General features: G+C 70.8%; 17 protein-coding genes. 10 read left to right on the forward strand and 7 right to left on the reverse strand.

Annotated features, from left to right (window positions below; all coding sequences use genetic code 11):
• Window positions 1-299 precede the first annotated feature (299 nt).
• Both KUG43_RS11600 and KUG43_RS11605 read left to right on the forward strand, forming a co-directional pair.
• Window positions 300-662: a hypothetical protein gene (locus KUG43_RS11600; protein WP_216909214.1), complete on the forward strand. Its 363-nt coding sequence runs from the start codon at window positions 300-302 to the stop codon at window positions 660-662.
• A gap of 2 nt (window positions 663-664) precedes the next feature.
• The gene (locus KUG43_RS11605; protein WP_216909216.1) at window positions 665-1,081 is read left to right on the forward strand and encodes a hypothetical protein; all 417 of its coding nucleotides are present in this window, start codon (window positions 665-667) and stop codon (window positions 1,079-1,081) included.
• On the opposite strand, the gene KUG43_RS11610 is transcribed toward KUG43_RS11605, so the two are convergent.
• Complete coding sequence (locus tag KUG43_RS11610; protein ID WP_216909346.1) at window positions 1,066-2,010, reverse strand: aspartoacylase; 945 nt, start codon at window positions 2,008-2,010, stop codon at window positions 1,066-1,068. The two genes, KUG43_RS11605 and KUG43_RS11610, sit on opposite strands and share 16 nt — an antisense overlap.
• A gap of 62 nt (window positions 2,011-2,072) precedes the next feature.
• Here KUG43_RS11610 and KUG43_RS11615 point away from each other — a divergent pair, with 62 nt between their 5' ends.
• The 4 genes from KUG43_RS11615 to KUG43_RS11630 all read left to right on the forward strand — a co-directional run bounded on the left by KUG43_RS11615 (window position 2,073) and on the right by KUG43_RS11630 (window position 5,994).
• Window positions 2,073-3,068, forward strand: coding sequence for a glutathione S-transferase C-terminal domain-containing protein (locus KUG43_RS11615; RefSeq protein ID WP_216909219.1), 996 nt, complete (start codon window positions 2,073-2,075; stop codon window positions 3,066-3,068).
• Window positions 3,065-3,739, forward strand: coding sequence for a DUF2301 domain-containing membrane protein (locus KUG43_RS11620; RefSeq protein ID WP_216909221.1), 675 nt, complete (start codon window positions 3,065-3,067; stop codon window positions 3,737-3,739). Before KUG43_RS11615 ends, KUG43_RS11620 begins: the two co-directional genes overlap by 4 nt.
• Entirely contained in the window at window positions 3,736-5,664 is a 1,929-nt protein-coding gene (locus KUG43_RS11625) for an ABC-F family ATP-binding cassette domain-containing protein (protein WP_216909223.1), read from the forward strand. The genes KUG43_RS11620 and KUG43_RS11625 overlap by 4 nt, the downstream gene beginning before the upstream one ends.
• A gap of 111 nt (window positions 5,665-5,775) precedes the next feature.
• Window positions 5,776-5,994, forward strand: coding sequence for a Calvin cycle protein CP12 (locus KUG43_RS11630; protein ID WP_094586564.1), 219 nt, complete (start codon window positions 5,776-5,778; stop codon window positions 5,992-5,994).
• Window positions 5,995-6,007: 13 nt separating this feature from the next.
• Here the strand turns inward: KUG43_RS11630 and cgtA are convergent, their stop codons facing one another.
• Entirely contained in the window at window positions 6,008-7,000 is a 993-nt protein-coding gene (cgtA, locus tag KUG43_RS11635; protein WP_216909225.1) for an Obg family GTPase CgtA, read from the reverse strand.
• A 64-nt stretch (window positions 7,001-7,064) separates the two neighbouring features.
• Between cgtA and KUG43_RS11640 the strand changes: the two genes are divergently transcribed.
• Window positions 7,065-8,300: an ABC transporter ATP-binding protein gene (locus tag KUG43_RS11640; protein WP_216909227.1), complete on the forward strand. Its 1,236-nt coding sequence runs from the start codon at window positions 7,065-7,067 to the stop codon at window positions 8,298-8,300.
• A 3-nt stretch (window positions 8,301-8,303) separates the two neighbouring features.
• On the opposite strand, the gene KUG43_RS11645 is transcribed toward KUG43_RS11640, so the two are convergent.
• From KUG43_RS11645 to KUG43_RS11660, 4 genes are all read right to left on the reverse strand, one after another.
• The gene (locus KUG43_RS11645) at window positions 8,304-10,733 is read right to left on the reverse strand and encodes an endonuclease MutS2 (RefSeq protein WP_502988607.1); all 2,430 of its coding nucleotides are present in this window, start codon (window positions 10,731-10,733) and stop codon (window positions 8,304-8,306) included.
• A gap of 11 nt (window positions 10,734-10,744) precedes the next feature.
• On the reverse strand, window positions 10,745-11,158 hold the full coding sequence (locus tag KUG43_RS11650) for a VOC family protein (protein ID WP_216909231.1): 414 nt from the start codon (window positions 11,156-11,158) through the stop codon (window positions 10,745-10,747).
• A 45-nt stretch (window positions 11,159-11,203) separates the two neighbouring features.
• Complete coding sequence (gene hemB, locus KUG43_RS11655; protein ID WP_216909233.1) at window positions 11,204-12,205, reverse strand: porphobilinogen synthase; 1,002 nt, start codon at window positions 12,203-12,205, stop codon at window positions 11,204-11,206.
• Between the two features lie 71 nt (window positions 12,206-12,276).
• Complete coding sequence (locus KUG43_RS11660; RefSeq protein ID WP_216909235.1) at window positions 12,277-13,251, reverse strand: DnaJ C-terminal domain-containing protein; 975 nt, start codon at window positions 13,249-13,251, stop codon at window positions 12,277-12,279.
• A 148-nt stretch (window positions 13,252-13,399) separates the two neighbouring features.
• On the opposite strand from KUG43_RS11660, the gene KUG43_RS11665 reads away from it, so the two are divergent.
• Both KUG43_RS11665 and KUG43_RS11670 read left to right on the forward strand, forming a co-directional pair.
• Complete coding sequence (locus tag KUG43_RS11665) at window positions 13,400-13,879, forward strand: thioredoxin domain-containing protein (RefSeq protein ID WP_216909237.1); 480 nt, start codon at window positions 13,400-13,402, stop codon at window positions 13,877-13,879.
• Window positions 13,880-14,041: 162 nt separating this feature from the next.
• Window positions 14,042-14,386 carry a PilZ domain-containing protein gene (locus KUG43_RS11670; protein ID WP_216909239.1) on the forward strand — a complete coding sequence of 115 codons (345 nt, stop codon included), beginning with the start codon at window positions 14,042-14,044 and terminating at the stop codon, window positions 14,384-14,386.
• Window positions 14,387-14,616: 230 nt separating this feature from the next.
• Here the strand turns inward: KUG43_RS11670 and KUG43_RS11675 are convergent, their stop codons facing one another.
• Window positions 14,617-14,994, reverse strand: coding sequence for a hypothetical protein (locus KUG43_RS11675; protein ID WP_353618016.1), 378 nt, complete (start codon window positions 14,992-14,994; stop codon window positions 14,617-14,619).
• Between the two features lie 451 nt (window positions 14,995-15,445).
• Between KUG43_RS11675 and KUG43_RS11685 the strand changes: the two genes are divergently transcribed.
• Window positions 15,446-16,621, forward strand: a complete 1,176-nt coding sequence (locus tag KUG43_RS11685; RefSeq protein WP_216909241.1) for a THUMP domain-containing class I SAM-dependent RNA methyltransferase — start codon at window positions 15,446-15,448, stop codon at window positions 16,619-16,621.
• Window positions 16,622-16,678: the final 57 nt, after the last annotated feature.

The following is a 16,678-nucleotide window of genomic DNA, read 5'->3' on the forward strand; positions in this document are numbered from 1 at the left end:
CGACATACAGACGGTTGTTGGTGGAGGTGACCCACTCACAGAACTGGTTCCACACCGAAGCGCCGGAGCGCTGCTGGAGAGTGGCGGTCATGAGTGCAGAGAAGAGTGCCGGCAGGCGAATGCGCTGGCGCGCAGGCCTTGGGCGTAAGGAAGGACGACGGATCGCCTGGGGTGACTGTAACAGACTGTTGCGGCTTGTGAGCGGCGTCTTCATGAAGAAATGCTGTGCCTCTTGCCTGGCCTGTCCCCCCTGCCGCTGCTAGGAGAAGCGTTACCCCGGTCATCTCGCCTCCCCGCCGATGGTCTCGCGTTCGTCGCTCTCTCCCCAGCCACCGCGCACCGCCGGCTTTCGCCTGTGCCGGCTGTCCCCCGCCCTGCTGGTCCTGCCGTTGCTGGTGGCAGGTTGCCAGGGCTCGCCCAATGCCGAGAGCCGCCGCATCGACCAGCTCGAGCTGAAGATCCAGCAGCTGGAGCAACGGCTGAACAAGACCGACGCCCGCCCTGATACCGCCGACCCGGCCGGCAAGCCCCCGGCCGGGGTGGTCAAATCGCTGACCCTGCGCACCGACACCGAGGACGACCGGCTGCGCATCTACTGGGCCGACGGCAGCAAGACTGACCTCCCCTGCACCAAGGAACAGACCACCCTCGTCTGCGGATGACCATGCCTTCCCCCCGTCTCCGGCCCCTGCTGGCCGCCCTGGCCCTGCTGCTGGCCGGCCCCGGGCCCGCCCTGGCCCAGATGAGCCAGGAACAGGCCTTCCAGCGCGGCCGCGGCGTCAACCTGGCCCGCATGCGGGGCGAGGTGATCAACGGCGGCCTGGGCGTCTATCGGCCCGCCATCTGCATGTACGAGCGCAGCGGTGGCAACTGCCTGGTGCGCTCCGACGCCGAGGGCCTGCTGTTCCGCTTCTACGGCGGCGTCCCCGGCTGGGCCCAGCTCGGCCTGCCGCCAACGGTGGAAACCGAGATCCTCATCTCTCCCGACGGTCGCAACGTCGTGAGCGTCCTCTACAACGGCCCGCCCCGATCGCAGCAGGCCCCCGCCGGGCAGCCCCAGGCGCCTCAGCCCGGAGTCTGAAGATTCCTGGCCAGGCCCTGGAGCGCCTGGCCCCAGGCGGGCTCCACGGGCCAGGCTTCCCGGCGGGTAAGGCTGAGGGCGATGCCCTTCTCGCCGTAGGCCGCCTCGTTGATGAACACGGCCCAGACGGGACCGGCCTCCATCTCCTCCCGGGGGTGGAAGGCAATCGTGGCGCCCTCGGCCGTCAGGAACAGGGGATCGCCGGCGGCGATCTGCTGCCAGTCGCGGTTCTGGCGCTGGGGATGCACCACTGCCGCCGGGGAGCCGTCGCCATGGCGCGGCAGATCGAGGCTGCCCAGGTGCCGATGCACCACCAGCCGTGCCGGCTGGCGCAGGGTTCCGGAGCGGGCCGCCGCCAGCACCTCCAGAGCCGCCTCCAGGGCCAGCTGGCTCTGTCGGCAGATCGGCGCCTGGATCACGCCCTGGGGCACCGGACCCACCTCCACCACCAGCCCGCAGGGCCAGCGCTCCACCAGATAGCCGGTCTGGGCTCGGTCCTGCTCGTGCAGGTAGATCGGCAGTCCCAGCCGCTGCTGCAGGCCCGCCGCCAGGGCCAGATCGGCCGGCCTGCGGCCGTAGACCACCAGGCTGTTGCCCATGGCGGCGGTGGTGCTGTGCAGGTCGAGGGCCACCAGGCAGGGGGCGCTGCCTTCGGGCCCGTGGAGAGCCAGCAGCTCCCGGGCCCGCTGCCGTTCCCGGCCCCCGGGATCGGGGGCGTCCAGCAGGGCCGGCACGAAACTGCGGTTGAGGTCCTGGTCCAGGTAGCGGGCGCCGGCGGCATGGGCGGCGGGGTTGCCCAGCACCAGCTCCAGGGCGAGGCCGCTGCTGCGCAGCAGCGCCGGGTGCCGCCGCCAGGTTTCCAGCAGCCAGGGCGCGTTGCGCTCGTTGCCGTGGGTGCCGCCCACCACCATCACCCGGCCCGCCACCATCAACGTCTCGCCCACAGGGCCCCAGCCTGGCGCAGAGTCAGGGCTGCACACCGCTGATGTCCATGGCCCCGCCCGCCACCCTGGTGCGCACCGCCCGGCAGCTCTGGCAGTGCCAGTGGCGCCTGTTGATGGGTGGGCTCGGCCCCGCCGATGGCCAGGGCCGCTACCGCCGGCCAGGCGGGGCCTTCACCGCCCTGCCGCCCCTGCCGGAGGACGCGGCCGAGCCGGGCGGCCACGTGCTGATCGTGGGCCGCAGCTGCCCCTGGGCCCACCGGGCCTGGCTCACCTGGACCCTGCGGGGTCTGGCGCCCTCGATCGAGACGGTGGTGGTGGTGCCCGATCCGGCCGCCGGCCGCTGGCGGTTCGAGACGCCCTTCGAGGGCTGCCAGACCCTGCTCGACCTCTACCGCCGCTGCGGCGCCGATCCCCGGGCCCGGGCCACCGTGCCGGCGCTCTACTCCCGGAGCCGGGGGCAGATCCTGGTGAGCGAGAGCGCCCGCCTGATCGAACTGCTCAATGCCTGGCCGGCGGCGGCCGGAGCACCGGACCTGGAACCCCCGGACGACCGGGCGGCCATCGCCACCTGGCGGGAGCGGCTGCAGGGCGATGTCAACGACGGCGTCTACCGCTGCGGCTTCGCCCGCAACCAGGCGGCCTACGACGAAGCCGAAGCGGCCCTGTTCGCTGCCCTGGAGGCCATCGAGGCCAGCCTCACCACCCAGGCAGAAAGCGGCGGCGGCTGGCTCTGCGGCGGGGCCCGTCCCAGCCTGGCGGACGTGGTGCTGTTCCCCACCCTGATCCGGATGGAACTGGTCTACGCCCCCCTGTTCGGCTGCAGCCGCCGGCCCCTGTGGCAACTGCCCCGGCTGTGGGACTGGCGCCGCCGCTTCCACGCCCTTGAGGGAGTGGCCGCCACCTGCTTCCCGGACGCCTGGCGCCGCGACTATTTCGGAGCCCTGTTCCCCCTGCATCCCTCCGGCATCGTCCCGGCGGGACCGGACCTGGCCACACTGGTGGGCAGCCCGCCCCCTGCCGCCCCCGGCGCCCCCACCCGATGAGCAGCACCCTGGCCAGCCCGGATGGCACCGACCCCGTCTTCGAGGGGGTGTACGGCCGCTTCACCATCACCGCCACCGACCGCCGCGAGGTGCTCGGCTACCGCCTGGCCCTCACGGCCGTGGCCCTGGGCCAGCTGGCCCTGCTGGCCCAGTGGCGCCAGCTCGGCCCCGACCTGCTCTGGCCCTGGTTGCTGGTGATGGCGGCCGGCCTGGGCCTGGCCCTGCGCTGGATCCACATCTACCTGCGCCCCCTGCACCGGGCCCTGCAGCTGTTCTGGCTGGCCGGTTGCCTGGGCGGACTGCTGCTGGCCCTGCGGGCCGGACCGGGCCAGATGCTCCCCGCCCTGGCGCAGCAACCCCTGTGGATCCTGGCGGTGGGGCCCTTCTTCGCCGCCCTGGCCGGCATCGGCTTCAAGGAGTTCTTCTGCTTTCAGCGGCCGGAGGCGATCGGCGTCACCCTGCTGCTGCCCCTGGCCCTGCTTGGGCGCCTGGCCGGTCTGCTGAGTCCCGCCACGACCGCCAGCCTGCTGGCCGCCGAAGCGCTGCTGCTGCTGGTGCTCTGTCTGCGCAAGTTCCCCATGCCGGCGGCGGCGGATGTGGGCGACAAGAGCGTCTTCGCCCATCTGGAGCAGCAGCGCCTGGGCCTGGGCCAGAGCGGCGACACCCCATGAGCGCGATCAGCCTGGTGGGGGCCGCCAAGGACTTCGGCCTGCGCAGCCTGTTCTCCGATCTCGACCTGCACGTGGGTGAGCGGGACCGGCTGGGGCTGATCGGCCCCAACGGCGCCGGCAAGAGCACCCTGCTGCGGGTGCTGGCGGGCCTCGAACCGCTCGATCGCGGTGAGCGCCGCTGCCATGCCCGTACCCGGGTGGTGCTGCTCGACCAGGAGCCCCGGCTGGATCCCTCCCTGACGGTGCTGGAGCAGGTGTTCGCCGGGGACGGGGAAGCCATGGGCCTGCTGCGGGAGTACGCCGGCGTGAGCCACCAGCTGGCCCTCCATCCAGAGGACGGCCAGCTCCTGGCCCGCCTCAGCGCCCTGCAGCACCGCATGGACGGCTGCCAGGCCTGGGACCTGGAGCGCCGCTGCCGGGAGGTGCTGGAGCGCCTGGGCATCGACGCGGCCCACCAGGAGCGGACGATCGGGGAGCTCTCCGGCGGCAATCGGCGCCGCGTCGCCCTGGCGGCGGCCCTGGTGGCCGAACCGGAGGTGCTGCTGCTGGATGAACCCACCAACCACCTCGACGCCGAGGGGGTGGAGTGGCTGCAGAGCTACCTGGATCGCTTCTCCGGCGCCCTGGTGCTCGTCACCCATGACCGCTACCTGCTGGATCGGGTCACCCGCCGGATCGTGGCGGTGGAGCGGGGCGAGGCCCGGCCCTATGAGGGCAACTACGGCACCTACCTGGGCCTGAAGGCGGCCGAGGAGGAGGCCGAAGCCTCCACCGCCGCCAAGCTCAAGGGGACCCTGCGGCGGGAACTGGCCTGGTTGCGCCAGGGCCCCAAGGCCCGCAGCACCAAGCAGAAGGCCCGGCTGCAACGCATCGATGCCCTGCTGGAGGCCCCCGCCCGCCAGGGGCGCACCAGCCTGGCGATGGCCGCCACCGCCCGGCGCATCGGCAAGCGGGCAATCACCGCCGAGGGGCTGGCGGTCGCGGTGGGTGAGCGCACCTTGCTGCGCGACTTCAGCTACGACTTCAGCCCCGAGGATCGGGTGGGGATCATCGGGCCCAACGGGGCCGGCAAATCCAGCCTGCTGGAGGTGATCGCCGGGCGGCGCCCCCCCAGCGAGGGCCTGCTGGAGCTGGGGGGCACGGTGAAGCTGGCCTACTTCGACCAGCACAGCGACGTGCTGCTGGCCAAGGACGGCAAGCGCAAGGTGATCGAGGTGGTGCAGGAGGCCGCCAGCCGGGTCCAGGTGGACGGGGTGGAGCTGACGGCCTCCCAGCTGCTGGAGCGGTTTCTGTTCCCTCCGGCCCAGCAGCACCAACCCGTGGCGAAGCTCTCCGGTGGCGAACGACGGCGGCTGCACCTCTGCCGGCTGCTGATCGAGGCCCCCAATGTGCTGCTGCTGGACGAGCCCACCAACGACCTCGATGTCCACACCCTGAGCGTGCTGGAGGAGTTCCTCGACGATTTCCGCGGCTGTGTGGTGGTGGTTTCCCACGACCGCTGGTTCCTGGATCGCACCGTCGACCGCCTGTTCCACTTCGAGGACGGCCGGCTGGAGCGCTTCGAGGGCAACTACAGCAGCTGGCTGGAGCGACGGTCAGAGTCGCCGACCACCGCCCCTGGGCCTGCCGCCGTCGCCGCCGCAGCCGTGGCCCAGGTGGCCGCCAAGCGTTCGGCCCCACCCGCCAAGGTCCCGGCGGACGGCCCCCGGCGGCGCAGCTTCAAGGAGACCCGGGAGCTGGAGCGTCTCGAAACCGAGCTGCCCCAGCTCGAACAGCAACGCCGCGAGCTGGAGCAGCACCTGGCGGCTCCCAGTGGCCCGGATTACGCCCGCCTGGAGGAGCTGACCCATGAGCTGGCGGCCCTGGTGGAGCGGATCCACGCGGCGGAGGAGCGCTGGCTGGTGCTGAGCGAACTGGCCGCCTGAGCGCCGCTGCCGGGGCGATGGGTGTGCGGGACCCCACAGGAAACGGCGGCGCCCCTGCCCCGCCCGTATGGTGTCTGCGGTGAGTTCCGGCTCGTGAAGGCCGGTTTTTGCATGAAGACGATCGACGATCACATCGAGAAGGACAAGGTCGAGATCGAATCGGCCAAGGCCGACGGCAATCTCGGCAAGGTGCGCCATCTCGAGGAGGAGCTCAAGGCCCTCAACGAATACAAGGAGCACCACCCCGAGGACAGCCACGACCCCAGCCCCCTCGAGGTGTACTGCGACCTCAACCCCGAAGCGCCCGAGTGCCGCGTCTACGACGACTGATCCCCGGGGCGGTTCAGGTGATGCCCAGCTGCTGCCAGACGGCGGCCAGCAGGGCATCGAGCCCCTGGGAGGCGGCAGCGGAGATGACCAGCGGGGGCTGGCCGGTATGGGCGCCGATGGCCGCCACCCGTTCCTCCAGTCCCTCGGCATCACACAGTTCCATCTTGTTCAGCACCACCAGGCGGGGGCGCTCGCTGAGCCCGTTGCCGTAGGCGGCCAGCTCCTCCTCCACCACCAGCAGATCCCTGAGCACGTCCTCGCCGCCGGCATCCACCAGATGCAGCAGCAGGCGCGTGCGCTCGATGTGGCGCAGGAATTCGTGGCCCAGGCCGGCGCCACGCGCTGCCCCAGCGATCAGGCCGGGAATGTCGGCGAAGACGGTGCCGTCACCGCTCGGCCGCCGCACCACCCCCAGGTTGGGCACCAGAGTGGTGAAGGGGTAATCGGCGATCTTGGGCCGAGCGGCCGAGAGCACGGCGATCAAGGTGCTCTTGCCGGCATTGGGCAGACCGATGATCCCCACCTCAGCCAGAAGCTTGAGCTCCAGCTGCAGCTTCCATTCCTCTCCTTCCTTGCCCTCGGTGAACTTTTCCGGGGCCCGGTTGCGGTTGCTGAGGTAGTGGGCGTTGCCCAGCCCACCCCGGCCGCCAGCCGCCACCAGCAACTCCTCGCCGTCGTCAGTTAGATCCCCCAGCAGGATGCCGGTGCGGCAGTCGCGCACCTCCGTGCCGCACGGCACCCGGATCGTCAGGGTGGAGGCGCTGGCTCCAGAGGAGCGGTTCGGGCCGCCGCGGCGGCCGTCATCGGCGGCGAACAGGCGTCGGTACTTGAAATCCAGCAGGGTCTGGAGATTGGAATCGGCCACGAGCAGCACGTCACCGCCGCGGCCCCCGTCACCACCGGAGGGGCCCCCGGCGGGCACGTATTTCTCACGACGGAAGGCCACGATGCCGTCGCCGCCGCGGCCGGCGCGCACAGCAATGCGGGCCTGATCGATGAACTGCAAGGAAGGTTTTCGGCCGGGGCTCGGATGAGGAACAACCCTAGGATCCCCCGGTTGCAGCGCTTGTTTGGCCGAGGTCCGCTTCCAGAAGGTCGGCAAGACCTACCCGCCCCGTCGCGGCGGCAGTCCGGTGGAGGTGCTGCGCGAGCTCGACCTGCGGATCGAGGACGGTGAATTCCTGGTGCTGGTGGGCCCCTCGGGCTGTGGCAAGAGCACCCTGCTGCGGCTGCTGGCGGGCCTGGAGGCCACCACCTCGGGCGAGATCTACGTCGGCGAGCGGCCCGTGAGCCGGCTGCGGCCCGCCCAGCGGGATGTGGCGATGGTGTTCCAGAGCTACGCGCTCTATCCCCACCTGAGCGTGGCCGACAACATCGGCTTCGGCCTGCGGCGCAGCCGCCACCGCAGCCTGCCCCAGCAACTGCAGGACAGCCTGCACCGGGCCAGCCGTGGATGGCCGGCGGCCCTGCGGATCGCTTCCGAGCGGGAGCGCCGCATCACGGCGCGCATTGACGAGGTGGCCGCCACCCTGGAGCTGGAGCCGCTGCTGGGACGCCGGCCCAAGGAGCTCTCCGGCGGCCAGAAGCAGCGGGTGGCCCTGGGCCGGGCCATCGCCCGCCAGCCGGCGGTGTTCCTGATGGATGAACCGCTCAGCAACCTCGACGCCAAGCTGCGCACCGGCACCCGCACCCAGATCGTGGAGCTGCAGCGGCGCCTGGGCACCACCACCCTCTACGTCACCCACGACCAGGTGGAGGCCATGACCATGGGCCACCGCATCGCCGTGCTCAACGAGGGCCGGCTGCAGCAGCTGGGCACGCCGATGCAGCTCTACCAGTGGCCGTCCAACCTGTTCGTGGCCCAGTTCATCGGCAGCCCGGCGATGAACCTGCTGCCGGTGGAGGTGGCCGGCTCCGCCCAGCTGCTGCTGGGGGGGCGCCGCTTTCCCGTGGAGGGTCCGATGGCGGACCTGCTGGGCGACTGGATCGGCCACCGGATCACCGGCGGCCTGCGGCCGGAGCACCTGCGGCTGGCCCCCGCCACCAACCGCAACCTGGCGGCGGAGGTGAGCCACTGCGAGGCCCTGGGCAACGAACAGCTGGTCACCTGCCGGCTGCTGGAGGGCAGCCACCTGGTGCTGGTGCGGGCCACCCCGGACCAGAGCGTGACCGTGGGCCAGACCGTCCATCTCGATGTCGACCCCACCGGCTGGCGCCTGTTCGACGGGCTCGGGGCCGCCCTGCTGCCGGCCGAGGCCACCCCTCCGCCCCGGCAGGAACCCCAGCTGCCCGCCATCAATCACTGAGCCCTACTTCACCCAGATGACGCTGCAGCCGGGGCCCCCATCCCCCTGCTCGGCATCGCTGACCCGCTCCACCCAGGCCAGGCCGGAGAGCCACTCGCGCAGGCCTCGCTTGAGCTTGCCGGTGCCGATGCCGTGGATCACCCACACCGGCCCGTTGGCCCCCCGCAAGCGCTCCTCCACCGCCGCCTCGGCCTCATGCACCCGCAGACCGCGCACGTCCACCGTGTTGCCCTCGGTGCGCACCTCGGGCCCGCGGCTGCCCGGGGAGCGGCGGCTGCGGATGCGCACCTGGGGCGGCGGTTCGGGGGGTGCGGGTTTCTCACCGTGCAGTCCCTCGATGCCCGCCAGTTCCACCGTGAGCCGCAGCACGCCGCAGCGCACCGTGAGCTCGCTGCCCTCCTCCGAAATCGCCAGCACCTCGGCCGCCTTGCCGAGGGCCAGCAGCCGGATGCGATCACCCACCTTGGGCCGCCAGCCGCCGTGGTCACGCCGCTCCGGCAGGGGCCGGTGCTGCTGCTCCAGCCGGCGCAGGCGCTGGCCGGCCTGGCGGGCCGTTTCCCCCGCCGTCCGCCCGCCGACGCGCACCTCCTGACCCACCGCGCGAAGGCGCCGGATCAGGCGCCGCACCTCCCCCTGCCCCTCCCGGATCGACAGCTCCAGCCGCTGGCGGCGCTGCTCCTGCAGTTCCGCCGACTGCTCCTTCTGCTGCGACCAGCGCTGCAGCAGTTCCTCGTGCAGCAGCTCGGTGCGGGCGAGCAGCACCGCCGCCGCTTCGGCCGCCTCCTGCTGGCGCTTGCGCTCCTGTTCCAGTCCCTCGATCACCCGGTTCACATCACCCTCGCCGCCGGGCTCCAGCTGGGCGGCCGCCGCCGCCAGCACCTCGGGGTCGAGCCCCAGGCGGGAGGCGATCGCCAGGGCATTGCTGCGGCCGGGGATGCCCCACTGCAGCCGGTAGGTGGGCGAAAGCGTTTCCACATCGAAGGCCACCGAGGCGTTCTCGAAGCGGGAATCGACGTACTTGAGCGCTTTGAGCTCGCCGAAGTGGGTAGTGGCGACGGTGAGGCGGGCGCGATCGGCGAGGTGGCGCAGCAGGGCCGCAGCCAGGGCACTGCCTTCGGTGGGATCGGTGCCGGCCCCCACCTCGTCGAGCAGCACCAGGGCCGCCGGCCCCTCCCCCAGGGCCCCTCCAGGCGGCAAGGCCCCCAGGATGCGGGCGATGCGGCGGATGTGGCCGCTGAAGGTGGAGAGGTTCTGCTGCAGCGACTGCTCGTCGCCGATGTCGGCCAGTACATGGCCGCACCAGGGCAGCCGGGGGCTGCCGGCGCAGGGCAGGAACAGGCCGGCGCGGGCCATCAGGGCCGCCAGGCCGAGGCTCTTGAGGGTCACCGTCTTGCCGCCGGTGTTGGGGCCGGTGATCGCCACCACCCGCAGCTCCCGGCCCACGCTGATGCTCACCGGCACCACGGGCTGGCCGCCCTCCCGCCGTTCCTGCCAGAGCAGCAGCGGATGGCGCAGGTCCCGCAACTCGAACGGGGCGTCGGCCGTCTCGGCCAGCTCGGGCCGCACCGCCCCCAGCCACTGGCCGTAGCGGGCCCGGGCCAGGCCGGCATCAATCCGCACCAGCACCTGCTGCAGATGGCCGAGGACGTCGGCCTGTTCGCCCACCAGGGCGCTGAGTTCGCTGCGCACCTGGCGCTCCAGCTCCCGCTCCTGGGCCTCGGCGTCACGGATGCGGTTGCCCAGGGGAATCACCGCCTGGGGCTCCACGTAGACCGTGCTGCCGGAGGCGGAGCTGTCGTGCACCAGGCCGCTCACCTGGGCGGCGGCGCCGGCCTTGACCGCCAGCACCGGCCGGCCGCTGCGTTCGCTCACCACCGTGTCCTGGAGCAGGGAGGCGTAGCGACGCACCAGCTCCTGCAGCCGCTCCCGCCGCTCGCTGCGCAACCCCAGCAGCTGGCGCCGAACCGCCTCCAGCGGCCCACTGGCCCGATCCGCCACCCGGCCGCCCTCCTCCAGGCAGAAATGGAGCCGCTGCTCCAGCTCCGGCAGGGTGCGCAGCTCGGCCACCAGGGCACTGGTGATCGGCCGCAGCTCGGGATCCTCGATCTGGCGCCGCAGCCGCCGGGCCGTGGCCAGGGTGGCGGCCACCGCCAGCAGCTCCTCGCCGCCCGCGCAGCCACCCTTGGCACAGATGGCCACCGTGGCAGCGATGTCCCCGGCCCCCTGCAGGCTCAGGCCCCCCTCGCAGAGGCCATCGAGGGCCAGCAGCTCGGTGGTTTCCAGCAGCAGACGGCGACTTTCCGCCGGATGGTCCGGCAGGCCGAGCAGGGCGCAGTGCCGGCGGCCGGCGGCGGTGCTGGCGAAGCCGGCCAGGTGCTCCGCCAGGCGGGGCCACTCCAGCAGCTCCAGGGTGTCCTGATGGATCTCGCTCACAGGGTGTGCGCTCACCCAGCCGGCGCCAGGGAGATGGGGGCGGGGATGGCGGCGGCTCCCACGTTGGAGGGGATGCCGGTGGCGGGCTCGTAGAGCATCTCCAGCCAGTTGCCCTCCGGATCCTGCAGGTAGAAGGAGGCGGTGCCATCGCGGTGGTCGTGCACCGGGCCCACCCGGTGACCCTCCGCCGCCAGGCGGTCGTGCACCGCGTCCACCTCGGCCCGGTCGCTGTAGTGGAAGGCGAAGTGGGGGCCGGCGGCGGTGTAGCTGGGGCTCAGCAGGGCAATGCCGTCGCCGTTACCGGGCGACTGCATGTAGGCCCAGTCCTGGGCGTCCCAGGTGAGGCGCAGCCCCAGCCCTTCGTAGAAGCGCTTGGCACGTTCCATGTCCTGGACCCGCACCGCCACGTGGCCGAGACGCGTCATGGGAAGGGGCAACGACGGATCATTCCCCCATTCAAGCGGTGTGGCTCAGCCGTCGCGCAGCCACTGGGCGGCGTCGCAGGCGTGGTACGTGAGGATCAGATCGGCGCCGGCCCGCTTGAAGCAGAGCAGGGTTTCCAGCACCACCGCCCGCTCGTCGATCCAGCCCCGCTCGGCGGCGGCCTTGACCATGGCGTACTCGCCGCTGACGTTGTAAGCGGCAATCGGCAGCTCGCTTTCGCCCCGCAGGCGATGGATCACGTCCAGGTAGGCCAGTCCGGGCTTGACCATCAGGATGTCGGCCCCCTCCTGTTCATCGAGCAGGGCTTCGGTGAGGGCTTCGCGGCCGTTGGCCGGATCCATCTGATAGGTGCTCTTGTCCTTCGGGATGGGCTTGGTGCTCACGGCCCGGGGGGCGGAATCCAGCGCCTCGCGGAAGGGGCCGTAGTAGGCGGAGGCGTACTTGGCGGTGTAACTGATGATGCCGACGTGCTCGAAGCCCTCCTCGTCGAGGGCTTCACGGATGGCGCCCACCCGTCCGTCCATCATGTCGCTGGGGCCGATCAGGTCCGCTCCAGCCCGGGCCTGGGCCACCGCCTGGCGGCACAGCAGGCTGATGGTCTCGTCGTTGAGCACCACGCCCTCGCTGCTGACAATGCCGTCGTGGCCGTCGCAGGAATAGGGATCCAGGGCGACGTCGGTCATGATCGCCATCGACGGATGCTCCTGCTTGAGGCGCCGGATCGCCCGGGGGATCAGGCCGCCCTCGTTGAAGCACTCACTGCCGTCCTCGGTCTTGAGGCCATCGGCCACCTTGGGAAACAGCACCACACAGCGGATACCCAGGTCCCAGGCCCGGCCCACCTCCGTCACCAGACCCTCCAGGCTCCAGCGCTGGGCGCCGGGCATGGCTCCGATCGGTTCGTTGGACGCGCCCTCGTGGACAAACAGCGGGTAGATGAAGTCGGCGGCGCTGAGCTGGAATTCCCGCACCATGGCCCTCAGGGCCGGCGTGCGACGCAGCCGGCGGGGCCGATAGGTGAGCTCCATGGGGCAGATCTGACTGGCCGGATCCTACGGAAAGCCCTTCCGGCGCTTGAACGGCGGGCCAGGTTGGGGGTTCAGAGCAGGGCGGCGCTGATCCAGTCCTTGCGGGGATCGACGCTGCGGGCCTGCCGCAGCTGCTCCAGCAGATCCCGCTCCTGGGGGCTGAGGCTGTCGGGCAACCTGAGGGTGGGAGTGAACAGCAGGTCGCCCCTGCCGTCCTTCACCGGCCAGCCCTTGCCCTTGAGCCGCAGGCTGCGGCCGAGGGTCATGCCGGGGGGTACCTGGATGGTGGCTTCCCCATCGGGGGTGGCCACCCGCACCTCACCGCCGAGGGCCAGTTCGTCGAGGCTCAAGGGGAGTTCGGCCCGCAGCTGGTCGCCATCGAGACGCCAGACGGGATGGGGCTGCAGCTTCAGGGTGAGATAGAGGTCGCCGCGGCGGCCGGTGCCGGGCTGCAGGTTGCCCTTGCCCTTGAGCCGCAGGCGGCTGCCGTCCTTGACGCCGGCGGGGATGCGCACCTGCACCCGCTCCTCGTTGACAGCCAGGGTGCGCTCGCAGCCGCGGAAGGCATCGGCCACCGGCAGGCTGATCGTGGCCTCGGCATCGAGCTGCACCTGGGTGGAGCGTTCGGCTCCGCCGCCACCGAATCCGGAGGGGAAGCCACCGGGAAAACCGCTGCCGAAGCCGAAACCGCCGGGGGCACCAGCGGCCGCACCCCCACCGAACCGGCCCAGTAGATCATTGATGAAGTCGTCGAAGTTGCCGTAACGGCCGAAGTCGACATCGACGCCGGGAGCGCCACCGCCTCCGCCCATCTGGCTCCAGTACTGGCCGAACTGCTCGTAACGACGGCGCTTTTCGGGATCGGAAAGCACTTCATAGGCTTCGCTGATCTCCTTGAAACGGGCCTCGGCGGAGGCGTCGTCAGGATTCACATCCGGGTGGTACTGACGGGCCAGCTTGCGGAAGGCGCGCTTGATGCCATCGGCATCGGTGCCCCTTTCGACTCCAAGAACCTTGAAATAGTCGCGGTACCCGTTAACGCTCATCTCGTCACGCTCATCTCGCCAGGGCGCCCGTCACCAACCAACCCGGCGATTCTCCCAGTCCTGCTGTGGAATTCACAGCTCCTGGCAGGGCGGAAGCCCGTACGGGCCAGAAGGTGCGGCCTAGATTTTTGGCCCTGTCCTTCCGTCGATGCGCTTGTTGTCCCCCTCCTGGAAGGCCGCCCGGGCTGCGCGGCTTCGGCCCCTGCTGCTCATGGGCGGGCTGCCCACCCTGCTGGGATGCGCGCTGGTGTTCCACGCCCCTGCCCATGGGGGCCAGGCCGGCCGCTCCACCACCCCGACGCTGGGTGAAGCCCTGGCGCCCTCCGACAGCGCCCAGATGCAGCTGACCGAGCACCTGCGGCGCATCGGGGCCGTGTTCTACGGCGCCTGGTGGTGCCCGGCCTGCTTCCGCCAGAAAAGCCTGTTCGGCCAGCAGGCGGGCGATCGGCTGCCCTACGTGGAATGCGACAAGACCAAGGAGGGTCGCGAGCGCTGCCAGGAGGCGGGCATCAAGGCTTACCCCACCTGGGTCCTGGGCAGCAAACGGGTGGAAGGGGTGCAGACGATCGAGGAGCTGAAGCGCTGGAGCGGTTACGCCAAACCGCCGGCCGGTGGCACCACCCCCTGAGCACCGCCCTGACACGTGTTGGCGCCCGCACATCGTGCCATCCAACTGCAGCACAAGTGCGGAAGTCCAGGTAGACGTTCTGGCTGATTTTGGTAGAGTCCTGAAACCCATTTCTGCAGAACACTGAAACCTGTCTGGAGCCAATCTCCGCCCCTCAGGGACATGAAGGAATCAACACTTCCGGCCCGGGAACCGAAGTTTTCAGCGCCCTTTTTTCAGATCCTCATAAAAGTTGAGGTATTTTTTCAGGATGATTGTTATGCAGGGCACCTTTGGGATGTGAGTCGTTCTGGGGCCTGCATCCGCAGCTTCCAGCAGGTTCCGATGGGTTCGCCGGCCCAGATTCGCTTTCACGACCCATCCGACGCTGAGATCGTCGAAGCCAAGGGAGAACTGATCTGGATCAACCAACTGAGGGGAGCCCACTACTCCGGACTTCGCTTTGAGGAAGGCTTCGACATTTCCCAGACGTTTCTCAGGTTGCTGGTCAAAACGGACCCGTCCTGACGCGGAGCTCCCACACTCCAGGCGAACAGTCCAACATGTTTCCAGGCATGACTAGGCCGCCTTGGTGTCACATCTGGTCAGAGAACTCGCCGATCCTTCGTGGTCGATCTCAAGCCAGACCAGGAGGTGAAGGTGGATCCCCCCAGCGCGGCGGCAGGCGTTTTGCCCAGGAGGTCGAACTCAAGGATTGCCCTCCGAGCTCCGCCATGCCCCTGGTGCACCCGGCAGGGTCAGCGGCGATCCATTCCCGCCCCGGGAGCCCCGTAGCCCAGGCCAGGGCGTACCCCGGCTCCCGAGGCGGGCCCACCGACCCCGCCGGGGTTGGCCACCGGGCGCCGTTCCAGGCCGGGGCCCGCTTCTCCAAAACCGGCACCCGGCAACACCCCAGCTCCGGAGGCGGGTCCACCGACACCACCAGGACCCACCCCGGGTTGGCGGTCAAGGCCAGGACCGGCCGCCCCGAAGCCGGCGCCGGGAGCCACCCCCGCACCGGAGGCCGGCCCCCCGAGCCCGCCTGGATTGGGGCGTGCCTGACCAGCGGGGATAGCCAGTCCAACGGCCACCGCCGCGACCATCAGAACAACGATGTGCTTGCAGAGTTTCTTCACCGGCAGTGGCTAAGGAGAACCTCGTCCTAGCAAGGTCGACCCCGGGCTCCTAGCAGCGCACCCGTCCCGTCTTGGGCGGATTCCCCTTGCCCGCGTCCAGCTGCCCGCCCACTGAAAAGGGCCCTTCCAGGCCCCATGGGTCATTTGGGTGACAAGGCTGACCTCACCCCGTCTCCGTTAAGAGTGTCAGGCAGCCACGGGGGCGGCTTGACGGGAGAAACGAACGATGTTGTTCGCTGTTACGGGTTCGCTCTTACCGAGCAGGCTTCAGTCACCCTCCTCATGCCCCGTCGAAACCATTGCAGCCCCGCGCTTGGGTCGGGGGAAGAAATGGAGCTGAGCGGAATCGAACCGCTGTCCGAGACACTGGTGTGGACCACCTAGTTCGTCCGAAGACGAGCCTGTTCATCTTGCCACCTCCAGGCCGCCAGCCAGCCAGCAGCATGGGGGGATGGCCACCCCTTCCCCGTTCGACGTCATCGCCGTGGTTCCCCCGGGGCTGGAGGAACCGGCGGCGGCGGAACTGGCCGCCCTCGGCGCCAGCGAGGTGCGTCCCCTGCGGCGCGCCGTGGGCCTGCGGGCCGATGCGGCCACCTTCTACCGGCTGCATCTGCAGGCCCGCCTGCCGTTCCGCTTCCTGCGCCAGCTGGCCCGCTTCCCCTGCCGCGGCCGCGAGGAGCTCTACGACGGCGTGCAGCGGGCCGCCGACTGGGAGCGCTGGCTGCCGCCCCAGCTGAGCTTCCGGGTGGAGGCCAGCGGCAGTGTGCCGGGACTCACCCACAGCCACTACAGCGCCCTGCAGGTCAAGAACGCCCTGGTCGACAGGCAGCGCCAGGTGTGGGGATCGCGCTCCTCGGTGGATCTGGACGATCCCGACCTGGTGCTGCACCTGCACCTCAGCCCCGGCCGACCCGGCGGCAGCGGCCCCGAGGCGGTGCTGAGCCTCGATGGCGGCGGCGCCAGCCTGCACCGGCGCGGCTACAGGGCCGCCATGGGCCTGGCGCCCCTCAAGGAGAACCTGGCCGCCGGTCTGATCGCCCACACCGGCTGGGACGGCACCGTGCCCCTGGCCGATCCCTTCTGCGGTTCCGGCACCCTGCTGATCGAGGCCGCCTGCCGCGCCCTCGGCCGCGCCCCGGGCCTGGAGCGCGCCTTCAGCCTGGAGCGCTGGCCCGATTTCGATGCCGCCCTGTGGCAGCGGGAGCGCCAGGCCGCCCTGGAGCTGGCCCGCACCGGCCTCCCCGACGGTGAACCCCTGGCGGCGATCGTGGGCCTGGAGCGGGATCCGGCCGTGCTGGCCATGGCCCGCAGCAACGCGGCGGCGGCCGGTGTGGCCGACTGGGTCGACCTGCAGGAGGGGGACTGCCGCGATTTCCGCCCCCCGGAAACCCCCGGGGTGCTGGTGTGCAACCCGCCCTACGGCGAGCGGCTCGGCGGCGATGACGACCTGGAGGCGCTCTACGGCGATCTGGGGCGGATGCTGAAGGAGCGCTGCGGCGGCTGGACCCTGTGGCTGCTGAGCGGCAACCCGGCGCTTACGGGGGCCCTGCGCATGAAGGCCAGTCGCCGGGTGCCGGTGAGCAATGGCGGCATCGACTGCCGCTGGCTCCGCTACGACATCCGCTGAGGCCGGCTACAGCGTCTCCGGGCCAGCGCTGCTAGCGGTGGGTCCTGCCTCCGCCGC

The organism is Synechococcus sp. CCY 0621 (assembly GCF_019038465.1).
Taxonomy (GTDB): Bacteria; Cyanobacteriota; Cyanobacteriia; order PCC-6307; family Cyanobiaceae; genus Cyanobium.

Bases quoted from the DNA above. Each gene is read 5' to 3' on its own strand.
- KUG43_RS11600 (WP_216909214.1), top strand. From the start codon at position 300: ATGGTCTCGCGTTCGTCGCTCTCTCCCCAGCCACCGCGCACCGCCGGC.
- KUG43_RS11605 (WP_216909216.1), top strand. From the start codon at position 665: ATGCCTTCCCCCCGTCTCCGGCCCCTGCTGGCCGCCCTGGCCCTGCTG.
- KUG43_RS11610 (WP_216909346.1), bottom strand. From the start codon at position 2,010: ATGGTGGCGGGCCGGGTGATGGTGGTGGGCGGCACCCACGGCAACGAG.
- KUG43_RS11615 (WP_216909219.1), top strand. From the start codon at position 2,073: ATGGCCCCGCCCGCCACCCTGGTGCGCACCGCCCGGCAGCTCTGGCAG.
- KUG43_RS11620 (WP_216909221.1), top strand. From the start codon at position 3,065: ATGAGCAGCACCCTGGCCAGCCCGGATGGCACCGACCCCGTCTTCGAG.
- KUG43_RS11625 (WP_216909223.1), top strand. From the start codon at position 3,736: ATGAGCGCGATCAGCCTGGTGGGGGCCGCCAAGGACTTCGGCCTGCGC.
- KUG43_RS11630 (WP_094586564.1), top strand. From the start codon at position 5,776: ATGAAGACGATCGACGATCACATCGAGAAGGACAAGGTCGAGATCGAA.
- KUG43_RS11650 (WP_216909231.1), bottom strand. From the start codon at position 11,158: ATGACGCGTCTCGGCCACGTGGCGGTGCGGGTCCAGGACATGGAACGT.
- hemB (WP_216909233.1), bottom strand. From the start codon at position 12,205: ATGGAGCTCACCTATCGGCCCCGCCGGCTGCGTCGCACGCCGGCCCTG.
- KUG43_RS11660 (WP_216909235.1), bottom strand. From the start codon at position 13,251: ATGAGCGTTAACGGGTACCGCGACTATTTCAAGGTTCTTGGAGTCGAA.
- KUG43_RS11665 (WP_216909237.1), top strand. From the start codon at position 13,400: ATGCGCTTGTTGTCCCCCTCCTGGAAGGCCGCCCGGGCTGCGCGGCTT.
- KUG43_RS11670 (WP_216909239.1), top strand. From the start codon at position 14,042: ATGAAGGAATCAACACTTCCGGCCCGGGAACCGAAGTTTTCAGCGCCC.
- KUG43_RS11685 (WP_216909241.1), top strand. From the start codon at position 15,446: ATGGCCACCCCTTCCCCGTTCGACGTCATCGCCGTGGTTCCCCCGGGG.